General features: G+C 60.0%; 17 protein-coding genes. 8 read left to right on the top strand and 9 right to left on the bottom strand.

Features of this window, described 5'->3' with window-relative positions:
* Positions 1 to 125: 125 nt before the first annotated feature.
* From GQ39_RS26670 to GQ39_RS26660, 3 genes are all read right to left on the bottom strand, one after another.
* Complete coding sequence (locus tag GQ39_RS26670) at positions 126 to 1,496, bottom strand: DUF3999 domain-containing protein (protein WP_047536366.1); 1,371 nt, start codon at positions 1,494 to 1,496, stop codon at positions 126 to 128.
* Positions 1,493 to 5,080 carry a DUF2339 domain-containing protein gene (locus GQ39_RS26665; protein ID WP_047536365.1) on the bottom strand — a complete coding sequence of 1,196 codons (3,588 nt, stop codon included), beginning with the start codon at positions 5,078 to 5,080 and terminating at the stop codon, positions 1,493 to 1,495. The genes GQ39_RS26670 and GQ39_RS26665 overlap by 4 nt, the downstream gene beginning before the upstream one ends.
* Positions 5,081 to 5,238: 158 nt before the next feature.
* The gene (locus GQ39_RS26660; protein WP_047536363.1) at positions 5,239 to 7,689 is read right to left on the bottom strand and encodes a glycogen/starch/alpha-glucan phosphorylase; all 2,451 of its coding nucleotides are present in this window, start codon (positions 7,687 to 7,689) and stop codon (positions 5,239 to 5,241) included.
* A gap of 255 nt (positions 7,690 to 7,944) precedes the next feature.
* Here GQ39_RS26660 and GQ39_RS26655 point away from each other — a divergent pair, with 255 nt between their 5' ends.
* A complete protein-coding gene (locus GQ39_RS26655; protein ID WP_047536361.1) occupies positions 7,945 to 8,382 on the top strand; it encodes a YkgJ family cysteine cluster protein in 438 nt (145 codons plus the stop codon).
* 228 nt (positions 8,383 to 8,610) lie between these two features.
* Here GQ39_RS26655 and typA read toward each other — a convergent pair whose 3' ends face one another.
* The gene (typA, locus tag GQ39_RS26650; protein ID WP_047536358.1) at positions 8,611 to 10,431 is read right to left on the bottom strand and encodes a translational GTPase TypA; all 1,821 of its coding nucleotides are present in this window, start codon (positions 10,429 to 10,431) and stop codon (positions 8,611 to 8,613) included.
* A 139-nt stretch (positions 10,432 to 10,570) separates the two neighbouring features.
* Positions 10,571 to 12,025, bottom strand: a complete 1,455-nt coding sequence (gene thiI / locus GQ39_RS26645) for a tRNA uracil 4-sulfurtransferase ThiI (protein WP_047536356.1) — start codon at positions 12,023 to 12,025, stop codon at positions 10,571 to 10,573.
* A 328-nt stretch (positions 12,026 to 12,353) separates the two neighbouring features.
* On the opposite strand from thiI, the gene glnA reads away from it, so the two are divergent.
* The 5 genes from glnA to ntrC all read left to right on the top strand — a co-directional run bounded on the left by glnA (position 12,354) and on the right by ntrC (position 17,737).
* Positions 12,354 to 13,760, top strand: a complete 1,407-nt coding sequence (gene glnA / locus GQ39_RS26640; RefSeq protein WP_047536354.1) for a type I glutamate--ammonia ligase — start codon at positions 12,354 to 12,356, stop codon at positions 13,758 to 13,760.
* A 182-nt stretch (positions 13,761 to 13,942) separates the two neighbouring features.
* Entirely contained in the window at positions 13,943 to 14,362 is a 420-nt protein-coding gene (locus GQ39_RS26635; RefSeq protein WP_052193644.1) for a cupin domain-containing protein, read from the top strand.
* 25 nt (positions 14,363 to 14,387) lie between these two features.
* The gene (locus tag GQ39_RS26630) at positions 14,388 to 14,903 is read left to right on the top strand and encodes a DUF4124 domain-containing protein (RefSeq protein WP_047536352.1); all 516 of its coding nucleotides are present in this window, start codon (positions 14,388 to 14,390) and stop codon (positions 14,901 to 14,903) included.
* 315 nt (positions 14,904 to 15,218) lie between these two features.
* Positions 15,219 to 16,304, top strand: coding sequence for a nitrogen regulation protein NR(II) (gene glnL / locus GQ39_RS26625; RefSeq protein WP_047536351.1), 1,086 nt, complete (start codon positions 15,219 to 15,221; stop codon positions 16,302 to 16,304).
* Positions 16,301 to 17,737: a nitrogen regulation protein NR(I) gene (ntrC, locus tag GQ39_RS26620; RefSeq protein ID WP_047536349.1), complete on the top strand. Its 1,437-nt coding sequence runs from the start codon at positions 16,301 to 16,303 to the stop codon at positions 17,735 to 17,737. The genes glnL and ntrC overlap by 4 nt, the downstream gene beginning before the upstream one ends.
* Positions 17,738 to 18,476: 739 nt before the next feature.
* Here the strand turns inward: ntrC and GQ39_RS26615 are convergent.
* Positions 18,477 to 18,917: a hypothetical protein gene (locus GQ39_RS26615; protein ID WP_047536348.1), complete on the bottom strand. Its 441-nt coding sequence runs from the start codon at positions 18,915 to 18,917 to the stop codon at positions 18,477 to 18,479.
* On the opposite strand from GQ39_RS26615, the gene trmL reads away from it, so the two are divergent.
* Positions 18,916 to 19,371, top strand: coding sequence for a tRNA (uridine(34)/cytosine(34)/5-carboxymethylaminomethyluridine(34)-2'-O)-methyltransferase TrmL (gene trmL, locus GQ39_RS26610; protein ID WP_047536346.1), 456 nt, complete (start codon positions 18,916 to 18,918; stop codon positions 19,369 to 19,371). The genes GQ39_RS26615 and trmL overlap by 2 nt on opposite strands.
* A 114-nt stretch (positions 19,372 to 19,485) precedes the next feature.
* Here the strand turns inward: trmL and secB are convergent, their stop codons facing one another.
* From secB to GQ39_RS26595, 3 genes are read right to left on the bottom strand one after another with little or no spacing between them, the layout of a single operon-like run.
* Positions 19,486 to 19,971, bottom strand: coding sequence for a protein-export chaperone SecB (gene secB / locus GQ39_RS26605; RefSeq protein WP_047536344.1), 486 nt, complete (start codon positions 19,969 to 19,971; stop codon positions 19,486 to 19,488).
* Between the two features lie 56 nt (positions 19,972 to 20,027).
* Positions 20,028 to 20,282, bottom strand: coding sequence for a glutaredoxin 3 (gene grxC / locus GQ39_RS26600; protein ID WP_008149430.1), 255 nt, complete (start codon positions 20,280 to 20,282; stop codon positions 20,028 to 20,030).
* A 1-nt stretch (position 20,283) separates the two neighbouring features.
* Entirely contained in the window at positions 20,284 to 20,697 is a 414-nt protein-coding gene (locus tag GQ39_RS26595; RefSeq protein WP_047536339.1) for a rhodanese-like domain-containing protein, read from the bottom strand.
* 153 nt (positions 20,698 to 20,850) lie between these two features.
* On the opposite strand from GQ39_RS26595, the gene gpmI reads away from it, so the two are divergent.
* Complete coding sequence (gene gpmI / locus GQ39_RS26590; protein WP_047536337.1) at positions 20,851 to 22,380, top strand: 2,3-bisphosphoglycerate-independent phosphoglycerate mutase; 1,530 nt, start codon at positions 20,851 to 20,853, stop codon at positions 22,378 to 22,380.
* The last annotated feature ends 178 nt before the right edge of the window (positions 22,381 to 22,558 follow it).

The following is a 22,558-nucleotide window of genomic DNA, read 5'->3' as shown; positions in this document are numbered from 1 at the left end:
AGTAGCGGTCATTTCAGCCTTTCCATTGACTGATCGACCGCTATCGCGGGCAAGCCCGCTCCCACGGGTACTGCGCTTTCTTGTGGGAACGAGCCTGCTCGCGATGGGGTGCGAAGCACCCGAGTTCAGGATTTGGCGGGCGGTTTGCGCAGCAGACTGAACGCCATCGCCGCCAGGAACAGCACGCTCAGCAACAAAACGGCCCACAGGCCGAATTTCTTCCAGTCAGTGCCTGTGGACGCCTGCACCGGCGAAGCAACCGGCGTAACCACCACCCCACCCTCGACCGAAGCCTTGCCCAGCGTCGCCAGTTTCGCAGCGCTGTAATCCGGAATCAGCGTCGACAACGGCAAGTTAGCGGCCTTCACCGTGGAACTTCCCAGCGCCAGGGTATAAGGCCCCGGCCCGCGAGCCAGGAACACCAATTGCGTGGCGCGCACGGCGTACTTGACCATCGGCGCCTGAGCACCCAGACCGCCGCCGCGCTCGTCCACGGTCAGTTTCAACTGCTGGACCGTTTGCCCCGGCAGCTGTAGCTCGTTCTGCACCACATCCTGGCCGTTCTGCGTCAGGCGATAGAGCAAAGCGCTGCTCATCGGTTGCCATGGCAGGCTGCTGTCCCGACGCCCGTACAAGGTCACTGGCGCCAGGCTGTTGGGCTGGCTCAACTCGACCTGCACCCGCTCGACGTTCAGCCCCATCGGCAACTGCCAGGTGTATTCACCGGCCTTCACGCTGCTGCCGGCCAACGCTGGCGACCAGACCAACGGCAGCGGCAGGCGGCGGGAGCTGGCGCTTTCCAATTGCGCCGACGTGAGGGTCGGTGCCGAGTACGGGGTGTCCCACAGCAAGCGCAGATAGCGCGCCGACAGTCCTGGCAGACCGACCTCGTGTTGTTCGACCCGCTCATCGGCAAAGGTCAGCCGCGCCACCTGTCCTTCGCCCCAGGACTGCCAATGCTGCAAATCGTCGCTGGCCTCGATACTGAAACGTTGAAAACCATCGCGCTCACTGGTCCAGTCGAGAATCAGCTGCTGCAACGGCGCCTTGATGGCACTGGCGTCGAGCAACCAGCCACGCAACGCTTCTTCGCCGGCCTCCAGCTGACTGGAGGGCTGCACCTCGACCAGGGTGCCATTGGCGCTCGATTGCACCCGCACGCTTGGCGCGTGTTCGGTGGCGTCCATCGAGTTGTACAGCGGGAACCATTTCACGTCGGTCAGCCTGCGGTTGTCAGCGGTTTGCGCGGTTTCCCGGGCCAGGGCGTAGGCCTGTGCATCACCCGCCGCGTCGAACACACGTACATCGCTCAGGTCGGTCTGCCGTGCATTCAGTTGCACGACCATGGGCAGATCGAGGCGATACCAAGGGCCTTCGCCACTGACGGACAACGGCACCTGCGTGGCGAAGTCCGCCGGTTTGTCCTGGGCAACAGCGGCCATGGCCATTCCCATTGCAACTGCGCCCAACCAGCCCAGGTTCAGCTTATGACTCAAGACGACACTCCTTCGGATTCCGGGGCCGGTTTTTCAGCTTCCGGCACAGGCTCGGCGCGCTTGGGCGGCAACGGGGCGAAATAGCCCACCACCAGCAGCAATACACCAACGCCGATAAACGAAACGATCCGCGCCAGACCGCCGCGGTTACTCAACTCAACAAAGAACAGCTTGGCCACCACCACGCCGATCAGCGCCGCACCGATCAACCAGACTTCGCGACGGTGGCGCAAATGGCCACCAATCATCAGCCCCAGGGCCATCAAGGTCCAGACGATCGACAGGCCGGCCTGCACCAACATGGATTCGAGCAACGCATCCAGCTCGAACGCTACACCGCCCCAATGGTGCGCGGCACGCATCACCAGCGCAGTGAAGAACGCGAACAACGAGACACCGGCGATCAGTTGCGTGGCGCAAGCGGCGTAAGCGCTGCCGATAACCCGTTGTGTCACCGCGCTGCGGGACCAGGCGTAGACACCGGACAGCGCAAACAACAAACCCAATTCGAGCGGGTTGATCAACGGCACGTACGGCAGCGGTTCGGCGGTGCCGTCACTGACGATATTGGCCAGCCAGAACCAGCCCAGCATCAGCAAGGCCAACGGCGCGGCGGCATACACGCGGTACTCGCGGGGATAAGCCGAAACCGGCCAAGGCCATGCACGCGCAGCGGCCATCAGCACCAGATACAGGCTCGGCAGGATCGCCCAACCCAACCAGCGCCAAGCGTTGTACTGCTCGGACAACAGCAGCAGGCCATAACGCAGTTCCAGGGCCAGCACACCGATCAACAGCCAGCAGCCGAGCACGTGGGCGGCACTCAGCGCCCGCCCCGGCAGCATCGGAGCCAAACGTCGCAACGCGATGAAGTGCACGACAAACACGCCCACCCACGCCAGCCATCCGACATTGGCCGCCGGGTGATAACGCCCATGCCAGGCGCCGAGCAACACCAGGCCAGCCGCCGGAATCAGCAACGTGCAGAGTAAACCCAGCGACGGCCATTTCAGGCGCAGCGTCAGCCACCCCCATAGCGCAACGCTTAGCGCGGCAACGGCGAGCAGCAAAGTCGCTTGCAGATTCAGCGGGGCAAAGCGCAGTACTTCACTGATCCACGCCAGCGCCCACCAGCCCGCGCCCCACACCAGCAACACATCGGACAAACGCTGCAAGTTCAGCACAGCGAACGCCGTGTCATGGTTGCCGAGCTGCAAACGCCAGGCCCCGACCAGTGCAGCCAACCCCAAGACCAGCGGCGTCCAGAAACCGCCATGGGCCAAGGGGCGCAAACCTTCACTGGCCAACGGCCCGAGCAACTCCGGCCCGGCCATCAGGAAGGCCGCGCCGCCAATCACCTGCAACACCAGGCCAAAGGCAAAACTCACCCGCTGCTTCAGGTACAGGCTCAGCCAGATGATCAACAAACCACTGGCCGCCCACACCGCACTCGCCGTTTGCCATGGCAGGACAAACAACACCGCGAGGTTGATCAGCATCAGACCGGCCAATAACACCACCGACAATCCGCGCAGCAGTCGCACATCGCTGCGCACCCTGTCATCACGCGCCGCCAACAGCATGCCGACGATCAACGCCAGGCCGATCAAGGATGCACTGAGCAATCCGTTCCAACCGGCGCTCAACACCGCGCCAGACTCGTCGTCGGCGCCTTGCAGGCGCAACAGGAACAGCGCGCCGCCCAGCAACTGCACGGCAAACGCAGTGAACAGGAAGGTGCGCGATTGCAGGCGCAAGCCGACGAACAGGGTCGCCAGCCCCGCCAGCGCCCAACTGATCGCCGTGCCATGGGTGAAGAAGAACAGCGGCGCCAGCAGATAGAGAAACGTCAGGCCGAGGCAAGCCAGCACCGGCAGGCCCTGTCGTTCCCGATTCGAGACCTGTTCAGGCAAGGCTTTGTGTAGTTGATAAAAACTGAACAGCAGCGCGGCGCCGAGCATCAATGCCCCCAGCGGCGCGCCGTCCAGCAAGCTGCTCTCGCCGCCGCGCAACTCGCTCAGAAACGCCAGCGCCGCCCCCAATTGCAGGAACAACGCAAACGCGCGGGCCAACGGTCGTTGCTGACGCAAGCCAAGCCAGAAAATACCCGCCCCCTCCACCGCCCATGCCGCGGATGTCCACCGCGCATCGAGCCCCAGTGGAATCGCCAGACTGGCGAAGATCACGCCCAGCGCCAGGCAGGTTTCCGCCAGCAGCAGCGCCCGGCCCCCCATCAATGCCCGCGCCAGCCCCATGTAGATCATGCCCAATGCCAAGGCACTGAACGCAGCGGCGAACTCCAGGTGCTGCACCAGGGCGAACTGCAATCCGAAACCCACCAATGGCGGGCCGAACAGCATCGTGCCATCGACGTAATCGCCTTTGCGCGCCGACCAGTGCAGCAGCGCTTCACGGCTGTCATCCTCCGGCGCGTCGCTCATCTCCAGAAGCTTTCGTCGGGCAAACAACAGGCCGATGGCCAGGTACATCAGGAAGAACAGAATCAGAAACGGCTGGGTGCTCCACAGCAACTCTGGCGTATAGGAACGCAGCCCCCAGGCGAAGCCGATACCGAAAGTGCCGACAAAGCCGATCAGGTTCAGCAGGCGCCAGGCCTTGAACCACGCGATGGCGAGGATGCCGGCATTGAGTAGCGCGAAGTAACTGAACAAAGCGACGTGATTGCCGGCACCGGTAGAGGTCAGGATCGGCGCGGCGAACCCACCCAGTGCGGCGGCAGCGGCCAGCCCCAAGGCATCCTGGGTAATGGCCAGAATCGCTGAAAACACCGTCACCGCCACCAGCAACCCCAGCGCCGCCGAGGGATCGAGCAACGGGTGCAGACGCATCGCCGCAAACACCGTCAAGTACAACACCGCGATACCGGTGCCTTGCAGCATTAACGCGTAATGGTTGTTGCGTGTTCGCAGCCACCAACCCAGCCCAAGCAGACCGAGTGCCACCGCCGCGACTGCGGCGTAACGCAACTCGATCGGCACCACCATGCCTTCAGTGGCGTAACGCAGCAGGAAGGCCAGACCGAGGAATAACAACACGACGCCGACCCGCAGCACGGTGTTGCCGCCGAACAGCCACGCACGGGCACCGCTGATCGCGCGCTCGACGAAATTGGGGCCGCGAGGAATGGCAGGGGATTGTGCCTCGCGGGCAACCGGCTCCGGTTTCCAGGCATCGACCGGTGACGGACGAATGGCTTCGGTGGCCGCAGCAGCGACGGGTTCGAGTTCGGGCGGCAGCTCCCAAATCAATTCCGGGGTTTCGGCCGGGGCTTGCGCGACAACGAGGTCCGGGACGGGAACGGTTGCACCCATGACCGGTTCGCGGGTTTCAGACGCTGCAACGCCGGTGACTTCCAGCACCGCGAGCCGTTGCTCGACCGCATGCAGCGCGACCTGCGCCTGCTCCAGCAAGCGACGCTGCTCGTTGGCCTGGGAACCCAATCGAGCGATGCGAATGGCCTGGCCGATGCCCAACCCGAGTAACGCGCCGAGCAGCGCATCGCTGAACGACTCATCGAGTATCCAGCCCAGCACCAGGCCAATCAGCATGAACATCCATTGCATGGTCGATATCCTTGAGCACAATCCCTGAAAGACTAGCCTGGCCAGCCCCAAAAGATCGCAGCCTTCGGCAGCGCCTACAGGACGATATGTTCACCTGTAGGCACCACCGAAGGCTGCGATCTTTTCCCGGGCGCCAGTATATCGGGCCGGGCGAATAGTTACTCCAGTGCCTTCCAGATATCGGTCGCGTACTCACGAATGGTCCGGTCGGACGAAAACCAGCCCATCCGCGCCGTGTTCAGCACCGCAGAGCGCCACCATTCGTTCGAGTCATGCCAATGGGCTTCGACGCGCATTTGCGCATTCCAGTAGGAGTCGAAATCGGCGCAGACCAGGAAGCGGTCGTAATCCACCAGTGAATCGATCAGTCCGGTGTAACGGGACGGATCATCCGGCGAGAACACCCCGCTACGAATGGCTTGCAACACGTCGCTGAGCCGATGGGATGCGGCGATGTCCGGCACTGCGCTGAACTCCTGGTTCTGCTTGCGCGCTTCGACTTGCTGGGCGCTGAGACCGAAGATGAACATGTGTTCGGCGCCGATGCGTTCGCACATTTCCACGTTCGCGCCGTCCAGTGTGCCAATGGTCAACGCGCCGTTCAGGCCGAATTTCATGTTACTGGTGCCCGAGGCTTCGTAGCCGGCGGTAGAGATCTGCTCGGACAAGTCCGCCGCCGGAATGATGCTTTCCGCCAGGCTGACGTTGTAGTTGGGCAGGAACACCACTTTCAGCAACCCACGCACGGTCGGGTCGTTGTTCACCACCCGGGCGATGTCGTTGGTCAGTTTGATGATCAGCTTGGCCTGGTGATAACTCGCCGCCGCCTTGCCGGCAAAGATTTTCACCCGCGGCACCCAATCGACCTCCGGCTCGGCACGAATTGCCTGATAGAGCGCGACGGTGTGCATCAGGTTGAGCAGTTGCCGTTTGTATTCGTGGATGCGCTTGACCTGCACGTCGAACATGGCCGCCGGGTTGACCGCCACCCCCAGCCGTTCGTGAATGATGTAGGCCAGGGCTCTTTTGCTGTGCAGCCGTTGCTCGGCAAACGCCTTGCGGAATGCGCTCTTGTCGGCGAACGGTTCCAGACCGAGCAAGCGATCTTCAGGGTTGTCCAGCAGCTGCGGGCCAAGGGCATCGACCAGCATCGAAGTCAGTTCGGAGTTGGCCTGATAGAGCCAACGGCGGAAGGTGATACCGTTGGTTTTGTTATTGATCCGGTCCGGATAGAGCTTGTGCAGTTCGGAGAACACGGTTTTGCGCATCAACTGCGTGTGCAGCCCGGACACGCCGTTGACGCTGTGGGAGCCGAGGAATGCCAGGTTGCCCATGCGCACGCGGCGGCCGTTGTCTTCTTCGATCAGTGATACCGCGCGCAACACGTCGAAGTCGTGAATGCCTTTGGCCCGCAACGAGTCGATGTGCTGGGCGTTGATCAGGTAAATGATCTGCATGTGCCGCGGCAGCATGCGCTCCATCAAGCCGACCGGCCAGGTTTCCAGCGCTTCAGGCAGCAGCGTGTGGTTGGTGTAGGACAACGTGTCGACCGTAACCTGCCAGGCGGCGTCCCACGCCACATCGTAGACGTCGACCAATTGACGCATCAGCTCGGCCACGGCAATCGACGGGTGGGTGTCATTGAGCTGGATCGCCGCGTGATCGCCCAGCGTCAGTACCGAGGTGTGCATGTTGCGATGGCGGCGCAGCAAATCCTGCAGGGACGCGGCGACGAAGAAGTATTCCTGGCGCAAGCGCAGTTCCTGGCCGGCTTCAGTGCTGTCGGCCGGGTAGAGCACGCGGGAGATACTTTCGGCCCGGGCCACTTCGGCGACCGCTCCCAGGTGGTCACCGGCGTTGAAACGTTCCAGGTGCAGATCTTCCATGGCCCGCGCACGCCACAGTCTCAGCGTGTTCACGCTCGCCCCGCGCCAGCCGACCACCGGCGTGTCGTAGGCAATGGCCCGCACGGTTTCCGCCGGGTGCCAGACTTGCCTGGACTTGCCGCCTTCATCGGTCACGGTCTCGACGCTGCCGCCGAAACCAATCGGATAAACCACTTCCGGCCGCTCGAACTCCCAGGGGTTGCCGAAATCCAGCCAGTGTTCGGTCTGCTCCTGTTGCCAGCCGTCGACAATGGCCTGACGGAACAAGCCATGCTCGTACCGAATGCCATAGCCATGACCGGCGATGCCCAGGGTCGACATGCTTTCCATGAAGCACGCCGCCAGACGACCGAGGCCGCCATTGCCGAGCGCCGCGTCGGGCTCCAGCAAGCGAATGCGTTCAAGGTCGACGCCCAGCTCGGTCAGCGCTTCACGCGCCACGTCCAGCAAACCGAGGTTGCTCAGGCTGTCGTAGAGCAAGCGGCCGATGAGGAATTCCAGGGACAGGTAGTAAACGCGCTTCTGACCTTTGCGGTAGATCTGGCGCGTATGGTCCATCCAGTGCTCGACCATGTGATCACGCGCCGCCAGCGCAATGGCTTCGAACCAGTCATGGTCGAAGGCGTGATCCGGGTCTTTGCCCACCGCGTAGGTGAGCTTGGTCAAGACGGCGTCGCGGAATGCGGCCACCTCTGCTTCGCGAACAAGTGGTTCTTGAGTCATCGATAAGACCTCGAGCGAGCTTTGAGTTGTCTGAGCCTAGACGGTCTGACAGGCGGTAGAGGCTCTGGTTCGGCAGTTTTTCCTGTTAGTGCGACTTAGATCGTTAATACATTGTCGTGTACTGGAATCAATGCAGGGGCCGTGCCGAATTTATGGCCAATCGGCCACCCAACGCAAAAAATCTGGCGAAAGGTTGTTCAAAAATCCACCAGTCCCGGTATGATCGCGCGCCCTGATGCATGCTGGTAACAACCGATGATGAAGCCGAACCTGATCGCCGCCGCGGAGATCGACCGACTCGATACCTGGGCCAAGTACTCTGCTCCGATGTGCGGCTCCTGCATATCCAGCTGCTGCACGCTGCCTGTCGAGGTCAAGATCAAGGATCTGATCCGTATCGGTATCGTCGACGAGTTCGAGCGCGGCGACCCGCCGAAGAACATCGCCAAGCGCCTGCAGAAGGAAGGGATCGTCGAGCGCTACAACCAGAAGTCCGAGATCTTCACCCTTCAGCGCATGAGCAACAACGATTGCCTGTACCTGGATCGTAAGAGCCGTCTGTGCACTATTTATGAAAAGCGCCCGGACACCTGCCGAAACCACCCGAAAATCGGCCCGCGGCCGGGGTATTGCGCGTACAAGCCCAAAGAAGTGGAGCGCGAGAAAAATTCGCGGCATATCGAGCGGTTCTGATTCCGCCTGACATTGGCGGTGGCTGATCGGCCGCCTTCGCTGGCAAGCCAGCTCCCACAATGATTGTTGTCGTACAAAAATTTCATGTACGACTCAAAACCCTGTGGGAGCTGGCTTACCAGCGAAAAGGGCAGCACCGACACCGCACCAACTCCAGACAAATCCCAGACAAACAAAAACGCCCCCGGCCTTTCGACCGGGGGCGTTTTCGTTGAGCCAGGCTAAAGGTTACGCCTTGGCTTTCTTGGCAGCGCGGGTACGCTCGCTTTCGTCCAGGATCTTCTTGCGAAGACGGATGGACTTAGGAGTGACTTCACACAGCTCGTCGTCCTGGATGAATTCCAGAGCCTGTTCCAGGGTGAAGCGAACAGGTGGAACCAGGGCGATGGTTTCGTCTTTACCCGAAGCACGCATGTTGTCGAGCTTCTTGCCCTTGGTAGGGTTAACGCCCAGGTCGTTGTCACGGCTGTTCAGACCAACGATCTGACCGTTGTAGATTTCCTGACCGTGTTCAACGAACAGCTTGCCACGCGCCTGCAGGGTTTCCAGGGAGTAGGTCAGCGCCTTGCCGGTTTCAACCGAAACCAGAACGCCGTTCTGACGGCCGGACATGTCGCCGGACTTCATCACGTCGTAACGGTCGAAGATCGAGGTCAGGATGCCAGCACCGTTGGTCAGGGTCAGGAACTGGTTACGGAAACCGATCAGACCACGAGCAGGGATGTTGTATTCCAGACGTACACGGCCCTTGCCATCCGGCACCATGTTGGTCAGGTCGCCCTTACGCAGGCCCATCTCTTCCATTACCTTGCCTTGGGATTCTTCCGGCAGGTCGATGGTCACGTTTTCGTACGGTTCGTGCTTCACGCCATCAACCAGACGGATGATCACTTCCGGACGGCCTACAGCCATTTCGAAGCCTTCGCGACGCATGGTTTCGATCAGTACCGAGAGGTGCAGCTCACCACGGCCGGAAACCTTGAACTTGTCAGCCGAGTCGCCTTCTTCAACGCGCAGTGCAACGTTGTACAGCAGCTCTTTGTCCAGACGTTCCTTGATGTTACGGGAAGTCACGAACTTGCCTTCTTTACCGCAGAAAGGCGAGTCGTTTACCTGGAAGGTCATGGAAACGGTTGGCTCGTCAACGGTCAGAGGCTTCATCGCTTCCGGGGTGTCGAGCTGGCACAGGGTGTCGGAGATGAACAACTCGTCCATACCGCTGATGCACACGATGTCGCCGGCAGCTGCTTCTTCAACGTCGATACGGTGCAAACCGTGGTGACCCATCAGCTTCAGGATACGACCGTTACGCTTTTTGCCGTCGGCGCTGATCGCCACAACCGGAGTGTTCGGCTTGACGCGACCACGAGCGATACGGCCAACACCGATAACACCCAGGAAGCTGTTGTAGTCCAGTGCGGAGATTTGCATCTGGAACGGACCGTCACGGTCAACAGCCGGCGCAGGTACGTTGTCGACGATCGACTGGTACAGCGGGGTCATGTCTTCAGCCATTTCGTTGTGGTCCAGACCGGCAATACCGTTCAGGGCCGAGGCGTAGACGACTTTGAAGTCCAGCTGTTCTTCGGTGGCACCCAGGTTGTCGAACAGGTCGAAGATCTGGTCCAGAACCCAGTCCGGACGCGCGCCTGGACGGTCAACCTTGTTGATGCACACGATTGGACGCAGGCCGGCTTCGAAAGCCTTCTTGGTCACGAAACGGGTTTGCGGCATAGGGCCGTCTTGAGCGTCAACCAGCAGCAGAACGGAGTCGACCATCGACATTACGCGTTCAACTTCACCGCCGAAGTCGGCGTGGCCCGGGGTGTCCACGATGTTGATGTGGTAGCCGTTCCAGTTGATGGCGGTGTTTTTCGCCAGAATGGTAATACCGCGCTCTTTTTCCTGGTCGTTGGAGTCCATCACGCGCTCGTCGTTGAGCTCGTTGCGCTCCAGGGTGCCGGATTGACGCAGGAGTTTGTCTACCAGGGTGGTTTTACCATGGTCAACGTGGGCAATGATGGCGATGTTGCGTAGATTTTCGATCACTTGTGTATCTCGATCAGAGGATTCGGTGTGCTGACAGGTCGTGGCAGCGATTAACAGTAGCGTCCGTGAAAGCCGTTACAGCTTGACGGCGGCGTCGGGGGGCCGGTGACGCAAGCCACAGGCAAACAGCCCCGGGCACTTAGCTCGGTCGATAAACGCGCACATTGGCATGCCCCTCACTGAGCAAATGGTGGGCATGCAGGCGACTCATCACGCCTTTGTCGCAATACAACAGGTACTGGCGAGTAGGGTCCAGTTCCTTGAAACGAGCGTTCAGAGCATAAAACGGCATCGTTTGTACCTCGATACCAGCGAGTTCCAGCGGGTCATCCTCGGCGGCATCCGGGTGGCGGATGTCGATCACGATCTGACCGGCCAGCGCTTCGCTGACTTCTTCAATCTGAACGTCCTGGCCCAATTCATCGATTACGCGATCGATCGGCACCAGTTTGGCGTTCTCGAGCGCACGCTCAAGCACCGCCATGTCGAATTCTTTCTCTTCGTGCTCCACCCGATGGCGCTTGGCCGCCGTCTTGGGGTTCACCGAAATGACCCCGCAGTACTCCGGCATGTGCCGGGCGAAGTCGGCGGTGCCGATTTCGTTGGCCAGGTCGATGATGTCCTGCTTGTGGCTGGCGATCAGTGGGCGCAGCACCAGCTTGTCGGTCACACAGTCGATCACGGACAGGTTCGGCAGTGTCTGGCTCGAAACCTGGGAAATCGCTTCACCGGTAACCAATGCATCAATGTGCAGGCGATCGGCGATTTGGGACGCAGCGCGCAACATCATACGCTTCAATACTACGCCCATATGACTGTTATCGACTTTACCGAGAATTTCTCCCAGCACTTCCTCGAACGGCACACTGACAAATAACACGCGTTGGGAGCTGCCGTACTTCTTCCAGATGAAATGCGCGACTTCCATAACGCCCAATTCATGGGCCCTGCCGCCCAGGTTGAAGAAGCAGAAATGGGCCATCAGGCCACGGCGCATGATCTGGTAGGCGGCGACGGTCGAGTCGAAACCGCCGGACATCAAGACCAGCGTCTGCTCCAGCGCACCCAGCGGATAACCGCCGATGCCGTTGTGCTGGCTGTGGATCACGAACAACCGTTGGTCGCGAACTTCGATGCGGACTTCGACTTCCGGCTTTTTCAGGTCGATCCCGGCGGCACCGCACTGACGGCGCAACTGGCTGCCGACATATTTCTCGATGTCGATCGAGCTGAATGGGTGCTTGCCGGCGCGCTTGCAGCGCACCGAAAAAATCTTCCCGGCCAGTGCATCACCGTAGTGCTGCTTGCACTTTTCGACGATGTCGTCGAAATCGCCCAGCGGGTATTCGTCGATCTGCAGAAAGTGCGCGATGCCCGGCATGCAGCTCAGGCGCTCGCCCATCTCTTTCAGGGCCTTGGGGTCGCTGACACGGGTTTCCAGCTCGAGGTTGTCCCACACACCGTTCACCACCACAGCCGGGTCCAGATCGCGGAGCACGGCACGGATGTTCTTGGCCAATTGACGGATGAAACGCATCCGTACCGGGCGGCTCTTGATGGTGATCTCGGGAAAGACTTTTACGATTAGTTTCATGAAAACAGCGCGCGCTGGGCCAGCCGAAAAAGGGGGGCGCGGATTATAGCGGAAATTGCTCAAGGTTTAACCAGTTAATGTGCAGAAGGTTTTGCGCGCACCAAAACAGGTCACTTTGAGGTCTGAGCGCCACATTAAGGGGCGCTAATTCAAGCATTTATAGGCCTCGCACCTCTATAAGCGTGAAATTGGGGCAAAAAACCCATGCTGGGGCACTGGCATGCAATTTGCTCCCTTGTGAGGCAGGTTGCCTTGGCAGAGTATTCGCGCCGGCATCACAAACATTTAAGGGCATCCACTACCAGCCCTAAGCCACCCGGAGGACACTATGTCGAAGTCGGTTCAACTCATCAAAGATCATGACGTCAAGTGGATTGATCTGCGGTTCACGGACACCAAAGGCACTCAGCACCACGTGACCATGCCGGCTCGCGACGCGCTGGATGAAGACTTCTTCGAAGTCGGCAAGATGTTCGACGGTTCTTCCATCGCTGGCTGGAAAGGCATCGAAGCCTCCGACATGATCCTGATGCCGGACGATTCCACCGCCGTTCTCGACCCATTCACCGAAGAGCCGACCCTGATCCTGGTCTGCGACATCATCGAACCTTCGAGCATGCAAGGCTACGATCGCGACCCACGTGCGATCGCCAAGCGCGCCGAAGAGCACCTGAAAGCCACCGGTATCGGTGACACCGTGTTCGCCGGTCCAGAGCCAGAGTTCTTCATCTTCGACCAGGTCAAGTTCAAGTCCGACATTTCCGGTTCCATGTTCAAGATCTACTCCGAACAAGGTTCCTGGATGTCCGACCAGGACATCGAAGGCGGCAACAAGGGCCACCGTCCAGGCGTCAAAGGCGGCTACTTCCCGGTTCCACCGTTCGACCACGACCACGAAATCCGTACCTCCATGTGCAACGCACTGGAAGAAATGGGCCTGACCGTCGAAGTTCACCACCACGAAGTGGCAACTGCCGGCCAGAACGAAATCGGCGTCAAGTTCAACACCCTGGTGAAGAAAGCCGACGAAACCCAAACCCTGAAGTACGTCGTGCACAACGTTGCCGATGCCTACGGCCGTACCGCTACCTTCATGCCTAAGCCTCTGTACGGCGACAACGGTTCGGGCATGCACGTACACATGTCCATCTGGAAAGATGGCAAGAACACCTTCGCAGGCGAAGGCTATGCCGGCCTGTCCGATACCGCCCTGTACTTCATCGGCGGCATCATCAAGCACGGTAAGGCCCTGAACGGCTTCACCAACCCGGCCACCAACTCCTACAAGCGTCTGGTTCCAGGTTTCGAAGCTCCAGTAATGCTGGCCTACTCGGCTCGCAACCGTTCCGCTTCGATCCGTATTCCTTACGTGTCGAGCCCGAAAGCCCGCCGTATCGAAGCGCGCTTCCCGGACCCGGCTGCCAACCCGTACCTGGCGTTCGCCGCACTGCTGATGGCTGGCCTGGACGGCATCCAGAACAAGATCCACCCTGGCGATGCAGCTGACAAAAACCTGTACGACCTGCCGCCTGAAGAGGCGAAAGAGATCCCACAAGTTTGCGGCAGCCTGAAAGAAGCCCTGGAAGAGCTGGACAAAGGTCGTGCGTTCCTGACCAAAGGCGGCGTTTTCAGCGACGACTTCATCGACGCTTACATCGCCCTGAAAAGCGAAGAAGAAATCAAGGTTCGTACCTTCGTACACCCACTGGAATACGAGCTGTACTACAGCTGCTAATCCGGTAGCGCCTGCGCAAGCGGCGTGACAAAAAAGAGGCCTTCTTCGGAAGGCCTTTTTTGTGGGCAGTTTCCGACAACTGCTTGCTCATTCTCCTCGGACATTCACAGCATCGTCCGGCATCAATCCATTCGAGTAGCTCGTAGCCTATATCGACTTGCTTGAATTCAATGGACGGAAGAATGAAGACCTGCCTGCTCACACCCCTGATCGCCACTTTGACCACTGCGTTGCTGGGCTGCAGCCCCGCCTCACCTCCGGCGGGTATCGAACGCAAAATCCTGCTGCAAACCAGCACATCCTGGGACAGCACGCCTTACATTCGCTACCCCGACTCCGCACCCGAACTGTCAATGCTCAAACTCAAGATACCTGCCAACACCGAACTCGACTGGCATACCCACCCGATCCCCAACGCGGCATACATTCTTGCGGGCGAATTGACGGTGGAGAGCAGGGACAACGGCAAGATCCAGCACTTCAAACAGGGCGACGCGCTGGCTGAAATGGTCAATATCACGCATCGTGGAAAGACCGGTAACAAGCCGGTAGAACTTATTGTGTTCTATGCTGGCAGCCAAGGTATTCCATTGTCGGAGTAATCCTCGCGGCCCACCTGGAGTCTGAATGCGGCTGTTATCAATGCTTTTGCTGCTGTCTTTGGCTTTTCCCGTGATGGCGCAGATTTACAAATACACCGACGCCGATGGCAACACCGGATACAGCAATCAACCGCCAGATGGCGTTAAAGCCCAACCGGTCGAGTTGCCACCACTCAACAGTGTCGAAAGTCAGCCGCCGAGAAAACCGGAACCGCCAGCCAAAGCCGGCAACCGCGAACAACCTCACGTCACGTATGAGGTACTGGAACTCACTGGCCTGCCCGTCACCGAAGCCCTGCGCGCCAACGACGGCACCTTCACCGTCAACGTACTCATCAAGCCCCGCCTGCAAGGAACGCATCTGCTCAGACTATGGCTGGACGATCAACCGTATGGCCAACCCGGCAACGTACCGAGCCTGCAACTGGTGAATATCGATCGCGGCCAGCATCGTCTCGCCGTGCAAGTGATCGATGGCGATACGGTCATACAGCAAAGCCCAACCGTGACTTTTACCCTTCAACGGATGCATAAGCGTTGAACGCCTGGCGCTGATCGCTTGCCGGTACACGCTGCTGGAATCGGGTCTTCAGCGGCCGACCCGCCACAAAAAATCTACGCCTGCGCTTCTCCCCATCTCGTTCAGGTTTGCGCACTATATTGGTGCGATTGGTTGCACTCACGTCGAAATCCAACCCATTTTGGTTCGAAAGTACCCGCAAAAGCTGGCAGAGCGCCACGCAATCGAGCGTCAAACGCCTGTTTCAGGGGGACGACGCTTCTTTTCGGAGCCTTGGTTTGGTTTTTGCAGTTTCCTCGCATCAGCTCTTTATTCATGCGCCAAAAGAGGTCCTGAATGACCATCAGTGACGCACTACACCGCTTGCTACTCGACAACCTGACCACGGCGACCATCCTGCTCGATGCCGAATTGCGCCTTGAGTACATGAACCCGGCCGCGGAAATGCTCCTGGCCATCAGCGGCCAGCGCAGCCACGGGCAGTTCATCAGCGAGCTGTTCACCGAGTCCACCGAGGCGCTGAATTCCTTGCGCCAGGCGGTGCAGCAGGCGCATCCGTTCACCAAGCGCGAAGCGATGCTCACCGCCCTCACCGGCCAGACCCTGACGGTCGATTACGCGGTCACGCCGATCCTGAGCAATGGCGACACCCTGCTATTGCTCGAGGTCCATCCCCGTGACCGTTTGTTGCGGATCACCAAGGAAGAAGCGCAGCTGTCGAAACAGGAAACCAGCAAGATGCTGGTGCGTGGCCTGGCGCACGAAATCAAGAACCCGCTGGGCGGGATTCGTGGCGCGGCACAATTGCTGGCCCGCGAACTGCCGGAAGAAAGCCTGCGCGACTACACCAACGTGATCATTGAAGAAGCCGATCGCCTGCGTAATCTGGTGGATCGCATGCTCGGCTCCAACAAACTGCCGTCGCTGGCCATGTGCAACATCCATGAAGTGCTGGAGCGCGTCTGTCACTTGGTCGAGGCCGAAAGTCAGGGCTGCATCACATTGGTGCGCGATTACGACCCAAGCATTCCGGACGTCCTGATCGACCGCGAACAAATGATTCAGGCCGTGCTGAACATCGTGCGTAACGCAATGCAAGCGATCAGCAGCCAGAACGAGCTGCGCCTGGGCCGCATCACGCTGCGCACCCGTGCCATGCGCCAATTCACCATCGGCCACGTACGCCATCGCCTGGTGACCAAGATCGAAATCATCGACAACGGCCCGGGCATTCCTGCGGAACTACAGGAAACCATTTTCTTTCCCATGGTCAGCGGCCGTCCGGACGGTACCGGGCTGGGCCTGTCCATTACCCAGAACATCATCAGCCAGCACCAGGGCCTGATCGAGTGTGACAGCCACCCGGGCCACACCACTTTCTCGATCTTTCTGCCACTGGAACAAGGAGCCACATCGACATGAGCCGTAGTGAAACCGTGTGGATCGTCGATGACGACCGTTCTATCCGTTGGGTCCTGGAAAAAGCCTTGCAACAAGAAGGCATGACCACGCAAAGCTTCGACAGCGCCGATGGCGTGATGAGCCGCCTGGCTCGCCAGCAGCCGGACGTGATCATCTCCGACATCCGCATGCCAGGCGCCAGCGGCCTGGACCTTCTGGCACGGATTCGCGAACAACACCCACGGCTGCCGGTGATCATCATGACCGCGCACTCCGATCTGGACAGCGCTGTCGCGTCCTACCAGGGCGGTGCGTTCGAATACCTGCCCAAGCCGTTCGATGTCGACGAGGCGGTGTCCCTGGTCAAGCGCGCCAACCAGCACGCCCAGGAACAGCAAGGACTCGAAGTCGCCCCGACCCTGACCCGCACCCCCGAAATCATCGGCGAAGCGCCGGCGATGCAGGAAGTGTTTCGCGCCATCGGGCGCTTGAGCCACTCCAACATCACCGTGCTGATCAATGGCGAATCGGGTACCGGTAAAGAACTGGTGGCCCACGCCCTGCACCGTCACAGTCCGCGCGCGGCGTCGCCGTTCATTGCGCTGAACATGGCGGCGATCCCCAAAGACCTGATGGAATCCGAGCTGTTCGGCCACGAGAAAGGCGCCTTCACCGGCGCGGCCAACCTGCGGCGCGGGCGTTTCGAGCAGGCGGACGGCGGCACGCTGTTCCTCGATGAAATCGGCGATATGCCGGCCGACACCCAGACTCGGCTGCTGCGGGTCTTGGCCGATGGCGAGTTCTATCGCGTCGGTGGTCACGTGCCAGTGAAGGTCGATGTGCGAATCATCGCCGCGACGCACCAGAATCTGGAAACCCTGGTGCACGCCGGGAAATTCCGTGAGGACTTGTTCCACCGCCTCAACGTGATCCGCATCCACATTCCGCGCCTGTCGGATCGTCGCGAAGACATCCCGACCCTGGCCAAGCACTTCCTCAGCCGTGCCGCGCAGGAGCTGGCCGTCGAGCCGAAGCTGCTGAAAAACGAAACCGAGGAATACCTGAAAAACCTGCCATGGCCGGGCAACGTGCGTCAGCTGGAGAACACTTGCCGCTGGATCACCGTCATGGCGTCAGGCCGTGAAGTGCACATCGGTGACTTGCCGCCGGAGCTGCTGAGCCTGCCTCAGGATTCGGCACCGGTGACCAATTGGGAGCAGGCGCTGCGCCAATGGGCTGATCAGGCGCTGGCGCGTGGCCAGTCGAGTCTGCTCGACAGCGCGGTGCCGGCGTTCGAACGGATCATGATCGAAACCGCCCTCAAGCACACCGCAGGCCGTCGTCGCGATGCCGCCGTGTTGCTGGGCTGGGGTCGCAACACCCTGACTCGCAAGATCAAGGAGCTGGGGATGAAGGTCGATGGCGGGGATGACGATGAGGGGGATGAAGGTTAAGCAACCTTCAGTTCTTCACTCACCACAGCATCCAATCGCGAGCAGGCTTGCTCCCACCGTGGGTCCTGAGTGTTTTCGCAATCGCGTGAACACCACTCCCCTGTAGGAGCGAGCCTGCTCGCGATGGGGCCAGCACATTCAACATCATTGCTGCCGGCCAACATTTAGCACCCTGTGCACCGCCGCAACGCACCGTGACCTGCAATCGGGCACTACTTCTGATCCGACATCTCGCCTGAATTCGCAATCGAACCCCAATTGAAAAAACACGAAAGCCCCGAAATACGGGGCTTTCAGCGTTATCCGGCGGATATCTGTTTCATATTGTTAAAACCTGGCACGCCCCCTGCAATAGTCCATTCAGTGATTCAGTTCACTACCCAGTTTCGGGGACCTTGGTACAGGCAGGCCGGGGATTCCCCTCTTTACACCGGGCTCACACCGCACTAGCGACGAGCCGCCGTTTTTGGGGTCCTTGGTACAGGCAGGCCGGGGATTCCCTCTTTACACCGGGTTCACGATGCAATGCGCGAACCCTCCCGTTTTGGGAACCTTGGTACAGGCAGGCCGGGGATTCCCCCTTTACACCGGGTTCACGATGCAATGCGCGAACCCTCCCGTTTTGGGAACCTTGGTACAGGCAGGCCGGGGATTCCCCCTTTACACCGGGTTCACGATGCAATGCGTGAACCCTCCCGTTTTGGGAACCTTGGTACAGGCAGGCCGGGGATTCCCTCTTTTATTGCTCTCGGAGATGGATCTCCAGCCGCCAGCGGTTATCGACCTCGCTTCCGGTCCAGTCGCCCTGCAGGGGCCGGGCCGCCACCAGCGTCAGCAACAACCCCCCATCACTCAAACGCGTTCGCCAGTTGACGTCCTTGCCGTTGAGCTTGAGCTGACCCTTTTGCACCTTGCCTTCGGCTTCGAACAACAACGCGACACTGCCATCGACAATCTCGCCATGGACCTTGGGTTCATTGTTGAACCAGACCACCAGCCCGTTATCCATCACTTCGACCTGCTGCAGTTCGCTGGGGTCGGGCGTGGTCAGGCGTCCGATCATCATCCCGACCATCACCCCGACAATCGCCAGCGAACCCATCACGCGCGGGAATAGTTTCGAACGAGAGTCGGGTTGCGGCGTAGAATGCCGCTCATCTTTACCTTCGGAGCCGTGCATGTTTCACGTCATCCTCTTCCAACCGGAAATTCCGCCGAATACCGGCAACGTTATCAGGCTGTGCGCCAACAGCGGCTGCCACCTGCATTTGATCGAACCGCTGGGCTTCGAGATGGACGACAAGCGACTGCGCCGGGCCGGCCTCGACTATCACGAGTATGCCACCCTGCAACGCCACGCAGACCTCGCGAGCTGCCTGGAAAGCCTCGGCCATCCGCGAGTGTTCGCCTTCACCACCAAGGGTTCGCGGCCATTCCACGACGCCAGCTTCGCCGAGGGTGATGCCTTCCTGTTCGGCCCCGAAAGCCGTGGCCTGCCCGCCGATGTGCTGGACGCCCTGCCTGGCGAACAACGCCTGCGCCTGCCGATGCGCGAAGGCTGCCGCAGCCTGAACCTGTCCAACACCGTAGCCGTGGCCGTGTACGAGGCTTGGCGGCAGAACGGCTTCAAATAACACCGCAAAAAAATGTGGGAGCGAACTTGCTCGCGATGGCGGTGTTTCAGTCAACATCAATGTTGAAGCTGATGACCTCATCGCGAGCAAGCTCGCTCCCACATTTGGACCCGCTTATTGAACGGTTGGAGTCTCGCCAGCCGCCTGCATGCGTTGCAGCTCTTGCGCGTACAGCGCGTCGAAGTTAACCGGAGCCAGCATCAGCGCCGGGAACGAACCACGGGTCACCAGGCTGTCCAGGGTTTCGCGAGCGTACGGGAACAGGATGTTCGGGCAGAACGCGCCGAGGGTGTGGCTCATCGAAGCGTCATCCAGGTTCTTGATCAGGAAGATCCCGGCCTGTTGCACTTCAGCGATGAACGCCACTTCGTCACCGTTCTTCACCGTGACCGACAGGGTCAGCACGACTTCATGGAAATCGTTTTCCAGAGCCTTTTGACGGGTGTTCAGGTCCAGACCGACGCTCGGCTCCCACTGCTGGCGGAAGATCGCCGGGCTTTTCGGGGCTTCGAAGGACAGGTCACGGACATAAATGCGCTGCAAGGAGAATTGCGGTGCAGTTTCTTCTTCGTTCGCAGCAGTGTTCTGTTGGTCAGTCATCGCAGATCCTTCTTGATCCAGGGGTCTTTTAGGTTTGCTTGTTTTGAATACAGCAGTCAGGCCTTGAGCATCGCGTCGAGCTTGCCGGCGCGCTCCAGGGCAAACAAGTCATCACAACCGCCAACATGGGTGCTGCCGATCCAGATCTGCGGCACGGACGTACGTCCGGCTTTTTGAGCCATTGCGGCGCGCACCTGCGGCTTGCCATCGACCTTGATCTCTTCGAAGGCCACGCCTTTGTTCTCGAGCAGGTATTTGGCTCGCGAGCAATAAGGGCAGTAATCGCTGGAATAGACGACGACGTTGCTCATATCACTTCACCAGCGGCAGGTTGTCGGCTTTCCAGCTGGAAACGCCACCGGACAACTTGGCGGCGGTGAAGCCGGATTTCATCAGCTCGCGTGCGTGCGTGCCGGCGGTCTGGCCCAGGGCATCGACCAGAATGATGGTCTTGGCCTTGTGTTTTTCCAGCTCGCCGATGCGGGCGGCCAGTTTGTCCTGGGGAATGTTCACCGCGCCCACGATGTGACCAGCGGCGAAATCCTTGCTCGGACGGATGTCGACCACTACCCCGGCGTCCTTGTTGACCAGTGCGGTCAGTTCGCCGGTGCTCAGGCTACGGCCGCCGCCCTGCATTTGGTAGGCAATCAGCAACGCCAGCAGTACGACGAAGATACCGACGAGAATGTAGTGGTTAGTGGCAAATTCAATCAGGTGAGCAACCATCGAAGGAGGTTCCAGGGCGTTAAAATGTCGGCCAGTATACACAGCCACCAAGGTGGGCCAAACCCCGTCCGGCGGTGACGCCGCAGGAACTTCGCTTTAAACTGCCACTCCCTTTTCCATCACCCCTTTTTATCTCAGCCACGAGTGGATTCCATGACTACCACGCCTAAACCTTTGGTCCTGATGATTCTCGACGGCTTCGGTCACAGTGAAAGCCAGGAAGGCAATGCCATCTATGCCGCCAAGAAGCCTGTGCTCGACCGTTTGTGGGCCACCACGCCAAACGGCCTGATCTCGGGCAGCGGCATGGACGTCGGCCTGCCGGATGGCCAGATGGGTAACTCCGAAGTTGGCCACATGAACCTCGGCGCCGGCCGCGTGGTGTACCAGGACTTCACTCGCGTGACCAAATCGATCCGCGACGGTGAGTTCTTCGAGAACCCGACCATCTGCGCCGCCGTGGACAAAGCTGTTGCCGCCGGTAAAGCCGTGCATTTCATGGGCCTGCTGTCCGATGGCGGGGTGCACAGCCACCAGGATCACCTGGTCGCCATGGCTGAACTGGCCGCCAAGCGCGGCGCGGAAAAAATCTACCTGCACGCCTTCCTCGATGGCCGCGATACCCCACCGAAAAGCGCGCAATCGTCGATCGAACTGCTGGACGCGGCTTTCCAGGCGCTGGGCAAGGGCCGCATCGCCAGCCTCATCGGTCGTTATTTCGCCATGGACCGCGACAACCGCTGGGACCGCGTAGCCCAGGCCTACAACCTGATTGTCGACGGCCAGGGCGAATTCAACGCCGCCACCGCCCAGGAAGGCCTGCAAGCGGCCTATGAACGTGGCGAGAGCGACGAGTTCGTCAAGGCCACCTCCATCGGTGAACCGGTGAAAGTCGAGGACGGCGACGCCGTTGTCTTCATGAACTTCCGCGCCGACCGCGCCCGCGAGCTGACCCGGGTGTTCGTTGAAGACGACTTCAAGGAGTTCGAACGCGCGCGCCAGCCAAAACTGGCCGGCTTCGTGATGCTGACCCAATACGCCGCCAGCATTCCCGCGCCAGCCGCCTTCGCCGCCGGCAGCCTGGAAAACGTGCTGGGCGATTACTTGGCGAAAAACGGCAAGACTCAGCTGCGCATCGCTGAAACCGAGAAATACGCCCACGTGACCTTTTTCTTTTCCGGTGGTCGCGAAGAACCGTTCCCGGGCGAAGAGCGCATCCTGATTCCGTCGCCGAAAGTCGCCACTTATGACTTGCAGCCAGAGATGAGCGCGCCGGAAGTGACCGATCGCATCGTCGATGCCATCGAACACCAGCGTTATGACGTGATCGTCGTCAATTACGCCAACGGCGACATGGTTGGACACAGTGGCGTGTTCGACGCGGCGGTAAAAGCCGTTGAATGCCTGGACCAGTGCGTCGGCCGTATCGTCGAAGCCCTGGAAAAAGTCGGTGGCGAAGCGCTGATCACCGCCGACCACGGCAATGTCGAGCAGATGTCCGATGAATCCACCGGTCAAGCGCACACCGCGCACACCACCGAGCCGGTGCCGTTCATTTATGTTGGCAAGCGCGACCTGAAGGTTCGCGAAGGCGGCGTGCTGGCGGATGTGGCGCCGACCATGCTGAAACTGCTGGGCCTGGAAAAACCGGCAGAAATGACCGGGACTTCCATTTTGGTGTAATCACCGTTAATCCCTGTGGGAGCTGGCTTGCCAGCGATAGCAATCTGCCAGCCAACTTCTATGTTGAATGTCAGGCCGCCATCGCGGGCAAGCCCGCTCCCACAGTGGTTTTTGGCGGTTTGGAAGCCTAATTCCCCCTGCATTCCCCTCCAGTTATCACACAGCCCCAATTGGGCGT

This window comes from Pseudomonas sp. 11/12A, from assembly GCF_000800055.1.
Lineage (GTDB): Bacteria > Pseudomonadota > Gammaproteobacteria > Pseudomonadales > Pseudomonadaceae > Aquipseudomonas > Aquipseudomonas mohnii.
Note: the sequence above shows the minus strand (reverse complement) of the source record. Positions and strands in the feature narration are given on the sequence as shown.

Bases quoted from the DNA above. Each gene is read 5' to 3' on its own strand.
- GQ39_RS26665 (WP_047536365.1), bottom strand. From the start codon at position 5,080: ATGCAATGGATGTTCATGCTGATTGGCCTGGTGCTGGGCTGGATACTC.
- GQ39_RS26660 (WP_047536363.1), bottom strand. From the start codon at position 7,689: ATGACTCAAGAACCACTTGTTCGCGAAGCAGAGGTGGCCGCATTCCGC.
- GQ39_RS26655 (WP_047536361.1), top strand. From the start codon at position 7,945: ATGATGAAGCCGAACCTGATCGCCGCCGCGGAGATCGACCGACTCGAT.
- thiI (WP_047536356.1), bottom strand. From the start codon at position 12,025: ATGAAACTAATCGTAAAAGTCTTTCCCGAGATCACCATCAAGAGCCGC.
- glnA (WP_047536354.1), top strand. From the start codon at position 12,354: ATGTCGAAGTCGGTTCAACTCATCAAAGATCATGACGTCAAGTGGATT.
- GQ39_RS26635 (WP_052193644.1), top strand. From the start codon at position 13,943: ATGAAGACCTGCCTGCTCACACCCCTGATCGCCACTTTGACCACTGCG.
- GQ39_RS26630 (WP_047536352.1), top strand. From the start codon at position 14,388: ATGCGGCTGTTATCAATGCTTTTGCTGCTGTCTTTGGCTTTTCCCGTG.
- glnL (WP_047536351.1), top strand. From the start codon at position 15,219: ATGACCATCAGTGACGCACTACACCGCTTGCTACTCGACAACCTGACC.
- ntrC (WP_047536349.1), top strand. From the start codon at position 16,301: ATGAGCCGTAGTGAAACCGTGTGGATCGTCGATGACGACCGTTCTATC.
- trmL (WP_047536346.1), top strand. From the start codon at position 18,916: ATGTTTCACGTCATCCTCTTCCAACCGGAAATTCCGCCGAATACCGGC.
- GQ39_RS26615 (WP_047536348.1), bottom strand. From the start codon at position 18,917: ATGCACGGCTCCGAAGGTAAAGATGAGCGGCATTCTACGCCGCAACCC.
- secB (WP_047536344.1), bottom strand. From the start codon at position 19,971: ATGACTGACCAACAGAACACTGCTGCGAACGAAGAAGAAACTGCACCG.
- grxC (WP_008149430.1), bottom strand. From the start codon at position 20,282: ATGAGCAACGTCGTCGTCTATTCCAGCGATTACTGCCCTTATTGCTCG.
- GQ39_RS26595 (WP_047536339.1), bottom strand. From the start codon at position 20,697: ATGGTTGCTCACCTGATTGAATTTGCCACTAACCACTACATTCTCGTC.
- gpmI (WP_047536337.1), top strand. From the start codon at position 20,851: ATGACTACCACGCCTAAACCTTTGGTCCTGATGATTCTCGACGGCTTC.